The 11,793-nt window shown below is 66.5% G+C and carries 8 protein-coding genes and 3 tRNA genes; 9 read left to right on the forward strand and 2 right to left on the reverse strand.

Annotated elements, in window-relative coordinates:
• Window positions 1-21: 21 nt before the first annotated feature.
• From B5F70_RS02215 to B5F70_RS02255, 9 genes are all read left to right on the forward strand, one after another.
• Complete coding sequence (locus B5F70_RS02215) at window positions 22-1,683, forward strand: ABC transporter substrate-binding protein (protein ID WP_087203938.1); 1,662 nt, start codon at window positions 22-24, stop codon at window positions 1,681-1,683.
• 234 nt (window positions 1,684-1,917) lie between these two features.
• Entirely contained in the window at window positions 1,918-2,955 is a 1,038-nt protein-coding gene (locus B5F70_RS02220) for an ABC transporter permease (protein ID WP_087203939.1), read from the forward strand.
• Between the two features lie 12 nt (window positions 2,956-2,967).
• Window positions 2,968-3,921 (forward strand): ABC transporter permease, encoded by a 954-nt coding sequence (locus B5F70_RS02225; RefSeq protein ID WP_087203940.1) that lies wholly within the window; start codon window positions 2,968-2,970, stop codon window positions 3,919-3,921.
• The gene (locus tag B5F70_RS02230; protein ID WP_087203941.1) at window positions 3,921-5,048 is read left to right on the forward strand and encodes an ABC transporter ATP-binding protein; all 1,128 of its coding nucleotides are present in this window, start codon (window positions 3,921-3,923) and stop codon (window positions 5,046-5,048) included. Before B5F70_RS02225 ends, B5F70_RS02230 begins: the two co-directional genes overlap by 1 nt.
• Window positions 5,049-6,068, forward strand: a complete 1,020-nt coding sequence (locus tag B5F70_RS02235) for a dipeptide ABC transporter ATP-binding protein (protein WP_087203942.1) — start codon at window positions 5,049-5,051, stop codon at window positions 6,066-6,068.
• 180 nt (window positions 6,069-6,248) lie between these two features.
• Window positions 6,249-7,934, forward strand: coding sequence for an ABC transporter substrate-binding protein (locus B5F70_RS02240; RefSeq protein WP_143753903.1), 1,686 nt, complete (start codon window positions 6,249-6,251; stop codon window positions 7,932-7,934).
• Between the two features lie 145 nt (window positions 7,935-8,079).
• Window positions 8,080-8,169, forward strand: a tRNA-Leu gene (locus B5F70_RS02245).
• A gap of 113 nt (window positions 8,170-8,282) precedes the next feature.
• Entirely contained in the window at window positions 8,283-10,688 is a 2,406-nt protein-coding gene (locus B5F70_RS02250; protein ID WP_087203944.1) for a SpoIIE family protein phosphatase, read from the forward strand.
• 33 nt (window positions 10,689-10,721) lie between these two features.
• Window positions 10,722-11,456 (forward strand): anti-sigma factor antagonist, encoded by a 735-nt coding sequence (locus B5F70_RS02255; protein ID WP_087203945.1) that lies wholly within the window; start codon window positions 10,722-10,724, stop codon window positions 11,454-11,456.
• 141 nt (window positions 11,457-11,597) lie between these two features.
• Here B5F70_RS02255 and B5F70_RS02260 read toward each other — a convergent pair.
• Window positions 11,598-11,671: transfer RNA gene (locus B5F70_RS02260), tRNA-Cys, on the reverse strand.
• Window positions 11,672-11,714: 43 nt separating this feature from the next.
• A tRNA-Gly gene (locus tag B5F70_RS02265) sits at window positions 11,715-11,790 on the reverse strand.
• Window positions 11,791-11,793 lie beyond the last annotated feature (3 nt).

Below are 11,793 nucleotides of genomic sequence, written 5' to 3' on the forward strand. Positions count from 1 at the left end.
CCACATCCGAAGGAGGAATGCATGGCAGGCATCAACATGAATCGTCGCCAGTTCGTGGGCAGCGCCCTTGCGGCGAGCGCCCTGGCTGCGCTCGCGGGCTGCACCAACAACGGCGGTGGCACCGGTTCGACCGGCTCCGCTTCCGCGGCTGCCCCCACGGTCGGCGAGAACTACATGACGTTCTACCTCTCCGAGCCGGCGTACATCGACCCGTACAACGCTCAGGAGAACCAGGGCACCGCGGTCGTGCGCGCGTGCTTCGATGGCCTGGTGACGTGGGACTGGAGCGTCAACGAGCCCGTGCCGGTGTGCGCCACGGAGCTCCCGACCATCTCCGAGGACGGTCTCACCTACACCTTCACCCTGCGTGAGGGCATGACCTTCCACAACGGCGACCCCGTGGACGCCGCTTCCTTCAAGCGCGGCTGGGAGCGTCTCGCCGACTCCACCATGGCCGCCCCGTCCGAGATCGGCTACCACCTCGCACCGGTCGCCGGCTACGCCGAGATGGCCGCGGGCGACGCTGACGAGATCTCCGGCCTCGTCGCCGTCGACGACCTCACCTTCCAGGTCACCCTTACCGCGCCGATGGCCGACTTCGTGGCCGTCTGCTGCCACCCGGGCCTCGTCCCGGTGCCCCAGGCCGCTCTCGACGATCCCGCGTCGTTCCTCGAGCAGCCCATCGGCAACGGCCCCTTCCAGATGGCCGAGGCCTGGCAGCACAACCAGTACATCCTGCTGGACAAGTTCGCCGATTACTACGGCGAGGCGCCTAAGATCGACGGCGTGTACATGTCCATCCAGGCCGACCCGGACACCGCCTACCGTGAGTTCCAGGCGGGCAACATCGACTTCGCGATGATTCCGACCGGCCAGATCCAGGACAACGTCGACCAGTACGGCCTCTCCGAGGACGGCTTCACCGTCACCCCGGGCAAGCAGGCCCTGACCGGCACCGAGCTCTCGACCTACTACCTCGTCGTGAACCTCAACGACCCGACGCTCGCCGATCCCGCGGTCCGTCACGCCATCTCGCTCGCCATCGACCGTCAGAAGATCGTCGACACCCTCTTCGAGGGCTATCGTGAGCCGGCTAACTCCATCATGCCGCTGTCCATCGACGATAACGAGCAGAACGTGTGGACCTACTGCGCTTACGACCCCGATCAGGCCAAGCAGATCCTCACCGATGCCGGCTACGCCGAGGGCGACGTCCAGGTGGCCCTCAACTACAACGGCGACGGCGGCCACGAGGACATCATGTCCTCCATCCAGGCCGACCTCGAGGCCGTGGGCATCTCCTGCACGCAGGACACCACCGAGTGGGCCACCTACCTCAACAACCTGTCCGCCGGCGAGTTCTCGCTCGCCCGCCTCGGTTGGACGGCCGACTATCCGACCATGGACAACTTCCTGTATCCGAACTTCTTCAGCACCGCGGACAACAACTACGGCCCGTACAACAACCCGGATGTCGACGCCGCGCTGCTCGCTGCCCGTCAGATCCAGGATGAGGAGGAGCGCAAGGCCGCGTACCGCACGATCTGCGCTCAGATCGGCGAGGACCTGCCGGTCATCCCCATCATGTTCTACGCGCACAACTACGTGGGCTCCGAGCGTCTCGCGAGCTTCAACTACGACGCGCAGACCATCCCGCACTTCGAGACGGCCGAGCTTGCCTAACAGGTTGCGGATCTGATGGTTAGCTCCTGCTGAGAGAGCAAACTGCCAGGGAAGGGCGCCGATATCCGGCGCCCTTTCGTTTGTGTATCGGACACTGAGGCCAACAGGGCCTTACGTGCAGGCTCTGCATAATTTCAGCCAATTTTGTTGTGAGTCTTGCATATCCGGTATACTCAGACTTTACGGCCCTAAAGTGCCACGTTTCTGTAAGCCAGACAAGGGGAGGGTATCGCTGTGATCCAGTATATCGTCAAGCGAATCCTACAGTTCATCCCTGTCTTCCTCGGCGTCACGCTGATTCTCTTTATCATGCAGAACGTCGTGCCCGGCGACCCGATTAAGCTGATCGCCGGCGAGAGGAAGCTCGATCCGCAGACGGAGATGAACATCCGCGCCGCCCACGGCCTCATCGAGACCGATGCCGACGGCAAGATCATCTACGACGAGAACGGCGACACCATCGAGACGCCCATGTGGAAGCGCTACGTCACGTATCTCACCGACCTGCTCCAGGGCGATTTGGGTACGTCCTATCAGCGCGGCACCGAGGTCTCGAGCATCATCTTGCAGAAGTACCCCTACACGGTGCAGCTGGCCTTGGTGGCTATCGTCATCGAGGCGGTGGTCGGCATCGGCGCCGGCATCATCTCGGCCATCAAGCGCTACTCGTTCTGGGACATCTTGGTGACACTCGTCACCTCGCTTTTGGTCGCCATGCCCGCCTTCTGGTTCGGCATGCTGCTACAGCTCTTCTTCGGCGTGTGGCTGCCCGGCCTCACCGGCGGCGCGCTGCAGCTCCCCATCTCCGGTGTGGCGGGCCCCCTCGCCCGTTACCCCGAGTGGATGTACTACATCCTGCCCGCGTGCACGCTCGCGGCGGTGTCGACGGCCTACACGGCGCGCATCATGCGCTCGCAGCTGCTTGACGTCATGAACCAGGATTACATCCGCACGGCGCGGGCCAAGGGCCTCTCCAAGGGAGCCATCATCCGCAAGCACGCGCTCAAGAACGCCCTCATCCCCGTCGTCACGTACGTGGGCATGGACTTCGGCGCGATGCTCGCCGGCGCCATCCTGACCGAGACGGTCTTCTCCTGGCCCGGCATCGGTCGTGAGACCTACATCGCCATCACCCAGCGCGACTGGCCCATCGTCATGGGCTCGGTCACGGTGATCGTGCTCGTGGTCATGATCATCAACCTTATCGTCGACGTGAGCTACGCCTTCCTGGATCCGCGCATCCGCCTCGGCAGCTCCAAGAACGAGGGCTAGGGGGCAACGCACATGATTTATCCTTCGCCGCTTGACCATCAGGCGCATCAGGCCGTCGCGGAGACCGCGGTCGCCGCGCGCGCAAATGCAGACGAGGGCGCTTCCCGCACCCTCTGGGGCGATGCCTTCGGCCGCTTGAAGAAGAACAAGCTCGCCGTCGTCGCAGCCATCTGGATTCTCTTCATCATCCTGGTGGCGGCCACGGCCGACCTGTGGGTCCCGCAGACGCTCGGCGACCCCAACGCCACCGGCGCCAACATGGCCGCCGAGTCCCGTCTCCCGCCCTCGCTCGAGCATCCCTTCGGCACCGACACGCTCGGTCGCGACGTGCTCTCCCGCGTCATCTACGGCGCGCGCATCTCGCTCACCGTCGGCGTCGTCGCCACGGGCATCTCCACCATCATCGGTCTTGTGATGGGTGCCATCGCCGCGTACTACGGCGGTATCTGGGACACCATCATCATGCGCCTCGCCGACATCTTCCTGGCGTTCCCGTACACGCTGTTCGTCGTCGCGATGATCGCGGTCATCGGCAACGGCATCCAGAACGTGTTCATCGCCATCGGCATCCTCGGCTGGCCGAGCATCGCCCGCGTTTTCCGCTCGGCGATCCTCTCGGTCAAGGAGAACGACTACGTCGATGCGGCGCGCGCCATGGGCGCCTCCGACGTCCGCATCGTCGCCCGTCACATCTTCCCCAACTCCGTCGCCTCCATCGTGGTGTACGCGACCATGAACATCGGTGGCGCTATCCTTACCGAGAGCGCCCTGTCGTTCCTCGGTATGGGCGTCGTTCCGCCCGACCCCTCGTGGGGCACCCTCATCCAGTCCGGTCAGCAGTATCTGCAGACCGAGCCCTGGCTGATGATCCTGCCGGGTCTCGCGATCCTCTCCACGGTGCTCGCCTTCACGCTTCTGGGTGATGGCCTGCGCGACGCTCTCGACGTCAAGATGAAGGATGCATAATGGCTAAGCGCGCAAAGAACCACGTCGATCTTAAGGAGCAGCCCATCCCCGAGGGGAGCCACCTGCTCGAGGTCGATAACCTCAAGATGTACTTCCATACGCAGGACGGGATCGTCCACGCGGTCGACGGCGTGTCCTACACGCTCGACCGCGGTGAGACGCTCGGCGTCGTCGGCGAGTCGGGTTCCGGCAAGTCCGTGACCCACATGACCATCATGGGCCTCATCGAGATGCCTCCGGGTAAGATCGAGGGCGGCGACATCCGGTACCGCGGGCGCTCCCTGTTGGAGATGTCCGAGGAGGATATGCAGCACATCCGCGGCAACGACATCGCCATGATCTTCCAGGACCCCATGACCTCGCTCAACCCGGTCTACAAGATCGGCCGTCAGGTGGGCGAGGGCCTGCGTCTGCACCGCGGCTACTCCAAGCAGGAGGCGCTCAAGCGCGCCACCGAGCTTCTCGACCTCGTGGGCATCCCCGAGCCCGAGAAGCGTGTGAACGAGTACCCGCATCAGTTCTCCGGCGGCATGCGTCAGCGCGTCATGATCGCCATGGCGCTCGCCTGCGACCCGGATATCCTCATCGCCGACGAGCCCACGACGGCCCTCGACGTGACCATCCAGGCGCAGATCATCGAGCTCATGCAGGAGATGCAGCAGAAGAACGGCAACGCCATCATCATGATCACGCACGACCTCGGCGTGGTTGCCGATATGGCCGATAAGATTATGGTCATGTACGCCGGCCGTCCGGTGGAGTTCGGCTCCGCCGAGGAGATCTTCTACGACCCGCGCCATCCGTACACATGGGGCCTCATCCGCTCCATCCCGGATCACGGCATGGACGAGAAGAAGGAGCTCACGCCCATCGCCGGCAACCCGCCGTCGCTCGTGAACCTCCCCACGGGATGCCCCTTCGCCCCGCGCTGCCCGTATGCGGTCGACATCTGCCACGAGAAGCTGCCGGAGCACATCACCACCGAGACGGGTCATTACTCGGCCTGCCATTTTGCCGACGACCCTGCGTTCCTCAAGATGGCGCCCGAGAACTCGCGCACCCGCGCCGACCTTGCCGCGCGCAAGGCGCAGGGCCAGAGCGCCTCGTCTGAGAAGAAGGAGGCATAAATGGCAGACAAAGAGCCGCTGCTCAAAGTCGAGCACCTCTCCAAGGAGTTCCCGGCGGAGTCCGGCATGCTCATGAGCCGCTTCGCCAAGAAGGTCTCGGCCGTCAACGACATCAGCTTTGAGATCTACCCCGGCGAGACCCTGGGCCTCGTGGGCGAGTCCGGCTGCGGTAAGTCCACGACGGGCCGCTCCATCATGCGTCTCACGCGCCCGACGGCCGGCCACGTGTATTTCGAGGGCCGCGACGTCGCGACGATGAGCCACAAGGAGCTCAAGAGCCTCCGCCGCGAGATGCAGTTCATCTTCCAGGATCCGTACGCCTCGCTGAACCCCCGTATGACGATCGGCGAGATCATCTCGGAGCCGCTGCAGATCCACGGCGACGGCCGCACCGCCGCCGAGCGCAACAAGTACGTGCGCGAGCTCCTCGATGTCGTGGGCCTGAACCCCGAGCACATCAACCGCTACCCGCATGAGTTCTCCGGCGGTCAGCGCCAGCGCATCGGCATCGCCCGCGCGTTTGCCCTGCACCCCAAGCTCATCATCTGCGATGAGCCCGTCTCGGCACTCGACGTGTCGATTCAGGCGCAGGTGCTGAACCTGCTGAAGGACCTGCAGAAGCAGTTCGGCACGGCGTACCTCTTCATCGCGCACGACCTCTCCGTCGTGCAGCACATCTCCGACCGCATCGCGGTGATGTACCTCGGCAAGATCGTCGAGCTCTCCGACTGGAAGAGCCTCTACGCCGAGCCGTTCCATCCCTACACGCAGTCGCTGCTCTCCGCGGCCCCCATTCCGGACCCGGACCTTATGAATACGCGCCGCCGCATCATCCTCGCGGGCGACCCGCCTTCGCCCATCGACCCGCCGACGGGCTGCCGCTTCCATACGCGCTGCCCGATTGCCAAGGCCCGCTGCTCCTCCGAGCAGCCTGAGTTCCGTCAGGTCGAGCCGGGTCACTTCTGCGCCTGCCACTTTGCCGAGCCGTTCCCCATCAAAGAGTCGAGCGTCGAGCTCTAGCGCGAGGGCGCACGGCAAGCCATGCATGAGAAAGGGAGTCTTTCGGGGCTCCCTTTTGCGTAGGCCCCGTCCCGGGCATGCGGCGAGTTTATGCGCTCGCGCGCCTTGGCGGTGGACGGGTGGCGGGCGTTGCCGTATCGTCATCTCATACCTATCGATTGTCCCGTACAGGAGCTCGCTATGGACGCACGTGTCCCTCAACCCCAACTCATCTCGCGCCGGGGCCTCATCGGCGCGGCTGCTTTGACGGCCGCCGCGCTCGCGGCAGGCTGCACCGTGCCGGGCACGGAGGAAGCGGCATCTGAGGCCGAGGCGCGCGAGCTCGCCGTCGGCATCACCCGTCCGCGGGCGCTCGATCCCTTCGAGGTGGAGGGTACGGCGGCCGAGGCCGTGGCTTCGCTCCTGTTCGAGCCTCTGGTGCGCTACGATTACGCGGCAGGGGAGCTCGTGGGTGCGGCGGCATGGCGCTTCGAGGTGTCGGACGATGCGCTCACCTGCACCTTCCATCTGCGCGAGCAGACGTTTCACACGGGCGAGCCCGTCACCGCGGCGGATTTTAAGCGGTCGTGGGAGCGCCTGATCGATCCCCGCGGCGCCGCGGTGCAGGCGCTGGGAGCCTCGCCCAACGCCTATCGGCTCGCTCTCGTACAAGGCTACGCTGAGCTCGCTGCGGGAGACGCGGCCGAGCTCTCGGGCGTCGCCTGCCCGGATGACGCGACGCTCGTCGTGACCCTGACCGAGCCGTACGCCGAGTTCGCCCACATACTCGCGCATCCGTCCCTCGCCGCTGTGCCGGCGTCTGCCGATGCCGACCTCGCCGCCTTCGGCTCGAGCCCGCAGGGCGCCGGCCCCTTCGCCATGGAGGGGTCGTGGGGCGAGAACTCCACGGCCATCCGCCTAGCGCGTTATGAGGGGTACGCGGCGGTCGATGATGCGCTGCCGAGCGTCCGCTTCGTGCTGTACCCGTCGGTCGCGAGCGCCTATCAGGAGTTCCTCACCGGCACACTCGACGTCGCCGCCTGCCCCGTCGACGAGCTCGAGGGCGCCATAGCCCGCTACGGCGTCGCCGCGGACGGCCTTACGGCGTCGGCCGGTCAGCGCCTGGTGGAGAGCGCACGGCTCGCGGTGAGCTACCTTGCCCTCAACACCACCGCGGCACCCCTCGATGACCCTGCGGTGCGGCGGGCGCTCTCGCTCGCCATCGACCGCGAGGGCCTGGCGAGCCGCGTGTACCGCGATATGCACCTGCCGGCGAGCGGTGTCGTGCCGTCGTGCGTCGAGGGCTACCGCGAGGGCGCGTGGCCCTATGCGCTCAACGACCCGCGACAGGCCGAGACGCTGCTCGACGGTGTGCTCCCGCGCGATGAGGAGGGCTTGCGCGGCGAGACGTTGAGCCTTATCTTTGCGGGGCGCGGCGGGCACGACAACGCCATGGACGAGATCGCGGCGGCCTGGGAGGACCTCGGCTTCACCTGCGAGCCCGAGGAGCTCGAGGAGCAGGATTTCCGCGAGCGCGTGCGCACCGGCAACTTCCAGGTCGCCCGCTTGGACGCGGTGAGCGACCGCCCCACGGCCGAGAGCTTCCTCTTCCCGCTCTTCCACAGCCGGAGCGCGGGCGGTGGCAACGTGACGGGTTTCGCGAGCGAGGAGGTCGACAACCTTCTCAACCTGGCGCGCGCAGTGACCGGCGACAGCGAGCGCATGAGCGCGCTCGAGCAGGCCGACGAGCTCGTGGCGGCAGATGTGCCCGTCATTCCGCTGACGTACCCCCTGCAGGTGATAGCGGCGGGCGAGGCGGCGGACGGGCTCATCATCGACCCGCAGGGCTATCTCAACGTCGAGGGGATGACGGCGGGGGAGGAGTGAGCCCTCGCGCGGGGTAGCGCCCGCGCGCGCCGCCGCGAGGGGGCGCGCGGCCGTGCGGATGGCTGCGGATAGCGTCCGCGCAAACTTTTTTAAAATTACCCCTTGCGCGGACTCCGTGGTATGGGTAATATACTCTTCGTTGCTTGTCGGAGTGGCGGAATTGGCAGACGCGCTAGCTTGAGGTGCTAGTGACCACATTTCGGTCATGCGGGTTCAAGTCCCGCCTCCGACACCATCGCGTGTCAGGGCCTCCTTCGGGAGGCCTTTTTCATATGAGTTCCGCCGATGTCCGCATCGGGGCATCCGGGGTATGCTTAGGGGTGCACCCACGACCGCAAGGGAGGCGGCATGCCGAGCGACGCGCGCGAAGAGTTACCCAAGATTGCCCAGCTGGTGGAGCTGACGAGCGATGCGGTCGCCGTCTGCGGCCATGACGGGACCATCGGCCACGTGAACCGCCGCTTCTGCGAGCTCGCCGGCAAGAACCGCCGCGCCCTCGAGGGGGCGGACATCAAGGACCTGCTCTTCAGCGATGCCTTCGAGCGCGCGGCGGACCATCGCCTGCCGTTTCCGCTCTCGGGCGATCCCGTCGCGCTGCGCCTCAAGCTCGCGGACGGCTCGTTCATCCCCGTCGAGGTGCGCGCCACCGCTCCCTCTGCCCGCTCGGGAGACCTCCGCAACAAAATCGTCCGTCGCCTGCAGCCGCGCGAGCGCGTGCTCGTCGTTGTCCGGAGCCTGGCCGAGCAGGTGGCCCGCGACCGCCAGATGCGGCGCGTGCTCTCGGAGCTCCAGGCGGCCAACAAGCGCCTTTCCGGCACGCTTTCGGTCATCATGGCCACCGTGGGCGCCGAGGACCTTACCGGCCTTCTGGACTCCGTCCTGAACAAGCTCGTCGATGCGCTCGACGCCGACGGCTCGACCATGTACTTCGCCGAGAACGGCGGATTCAAGCTCCGCGGGGTCTCGCAGGGGCTGGTGCGCTCGTACGTGCCGGAGTTCGTCCCCTTTGGCGCGGGGATCCCCACCTACGTGTTCCGCGCCGCGCGCGCCTGCCGCATCTCCGTCGTCCCGGCGGACGAGGGGATTGCCGCAAGCGGCGTCTTCTACGACCTCGACAAGCGCGTCACCCGTCAGCTGCGCGTGCAGGACGCGCCGCCCTTCAAGACCCTCATCGCCGTGCCGGTGTTCTTCGGCCGGCAGATCATGGGGGTGATGGAGCTCGGCTGGCGTCGCCCCTGCATGCCGCGGACCTATGACGTCAACGTGCTCGAGGTTATCTGCGACTACCTCTCCATCGAGCTCGTGAGCCTCATCACGAGTCTGCGCTCGCGTCGGTCCGCCGAGCTCACGCGCTCGCTCAACAACGTGCGCGACACCGTCTTCACACTCGAGGGCGACCGCAACACGGCGTGGGCCGAGGTCTCGGCCGAGGTGCGCCGCGTGCTCGGCTGCCATATCTGCCCGGTGCGCTATGACCCGGAGCGTTCGTGCTACGTGCTCGATTTCGAGGGCGGGAGCCAGGTGGTGCTCCCCGGGGGCGCCGAGTGGTTCGATGCGGGCGGTACCGCGCCGGCCGCGCAGGTGAACCGCGCTGTCAGCGATTACTTCGACAACGCCCGCCTCGCGACCGAGGTGCCAGACGAGCTCGAAGGGGCGCGGGTGACGCGCATCGACCGCCTCTCGCGTGCGGGCGAGTGGCTGCTCGCGCACGGCCTTCCCAATCACGGTGCCTTCGTCGAGTTCGGCCCCGCTGAGGCCTCGAGCGACGCGCCCGCTCCCGAGGCGGTGGACGGCGCGCTCATGACGCGCGCCCGAGCGCTCGCCCTCTCCAACCTCGTCCTCATCTTGCGCGACAACTCCCAAGAGCCCATCGCCGACGTGGAGTACGACTACCTTGTACGCCTCACGCACGAGTTCGAGATGCTCTTCAGGCGCGAGGCGCAGCAGGCGGAGGACGCGCACATCTCCCAGGCGCTCCAGGCGGGCATGCAGAGCTCGCTCGGACAGGTGCCGGGCATCACGTCGGATGCGCTCTACTCCTCGGCGACCAAGCAGGCGCTCGTCGGCGGCGACTTCTACACGCTCATCCGCCTGCCGGACGACCGCGCCGTCATGATTCTGGGCGACGTCTCGGGCAAGGGCGTGGAGGCGGCCTCCATGTCGGCCCTCGTAAAGACCGCGCTCACCGCCTATGCGTGGGAGGGTGCGAGCCCCCAGCACATGGTGCGCTCGCTCAACAGCATGCTCATGAGCTTTTCGCGCGTGGAGACGTTCGCCACCATGTTCGTGGCCAAGCTCGACCTGAGGCGCGGGAGCGCGCTCTACTGCTCCGCCGGCCATCCGCCCTCGATGCTGCTGCGCCGCCGTCCGCTCGGGGCCGATCCTGCCGCAACCGAGGCGACCGAGATAGAGCTCCTGAGCACCCAGTCGGGCGTGGTGGGTGCCTTCGAGGGTATGGCGTTTCGCACGGGCTCGTTCCGGTTCGCCCCGGGCGACGTGCTCTTCATGTACACCGACGGCGCCATCGAGGCGCGCAACGCCGCCGGGGAGTTCTTTGGCGAGCAGCGCCTGCGCGACGTGCTTCTCGCCTCTATCGGCAGCGGGGTCCACGGCCTGTGCCAGCGCGTGCTCGACGAGCTCGACAGCTTTACCGACTCCGCCCTGGAGGACGACATCGCAATGGTGGCGCTCCGCTTCGACACGGGCGTCGAGACCGTCCGCCCGCCCGGTGCCGCCGCCCGGCGCGCCGCGTGATTAAGCCGCACCGCCCGCGGGAACCATAAGCGCATGCGTGAATGGATGGACATAGCCGTGTTGGCGCCCGCGCGCGATATCGATATCGCCTCGGTGCCGGGACTCCGCGACGAGGTGGACGCCCTCATCGCCGCGGGGCGCCGGCGGATACTCGTCAACTGCGAGAACGTGACGTTCATCGATTCCACGGGCGTGGCGTTCCTGCTGTCCCGGGCGCGCCGCCTCATGCGGGAGGACGGGCTGCTCTCGCTCGTCAACGTGTCGGCGGAGGTGTCGCGCTTTCTGCAGATCGCCCGCTTGGTGGACGTCCTGCACGTCACGGGCCGCGAGAAGCCGCCCGTGCCGCTGCTCTCGCCGGGGACGCTGCCGCTGTGGAGCCGGAGCATATCGGTCGCCGAGGGCGTCGAGCATCTCGCGCTCTACCGCCACCGGGTGGTGGAGCTGCTCGAGACGCTGCCGCTCGGCCGCGACGCCATCTACGACACGGCGCTCGCCGCGGGAGAAGCGCTCGGCAACGCGTACGACCACGCCGGCGCGGCGGGCTGCGTGCTCAACGCCCGCGCGTACCCCGATCGCGTGGTGATAGAGGTGTGCGACTGCGGCGGCGGCTTCGAGCTTGCGCCGGGGGAGGAGGTCGCGGCAAGCGAGGAGCGCGGCCGCGGCATCACCCTCATGAGGATGCTCGTCGATAGCGTGGAGGTGCGCCGCCGCGTGGACGTGCAGGGGACGATGGTGCGTCTCATCAAGCTGTTCGACCAGCACGCGTAAAGCTGGGCTTTTCCCGTCTGAAAAGCCCGCTATACAATCCGCCTATACAATCTGGGGCTTTTGTCCCTCGGCATGCGGACATACAATCCGGGGAGCTGTCGATATGAAAAGAGCGCCGTTGCCGGCGCTCTCTAACAATCATGGAGGCGACGCCCAGATTCGAACTGGGGGTAAAGGCTTTGCAGGCCTCTGCCTTACCACTTGGCCACGTCGCCGATGAAAAAGGCCGAATGTCTTCATCCGGCCCTTGACATGCGATGGAGCGGACAACGGGGCTCGAACCCGCGACCCCAACCTTGGCAAGGTTGTGCTCTACCAACTGAGCCATGTCCGCTTG

Origin of the sequence: Collinsella sp. An268, assembly GCF_002159765.1 — a bacterium.
GTDB lineage: Bacteria > Actinomycetota > Coriobacteriia > Coriobacteriales > Coriobacteriaceae > Coprousia.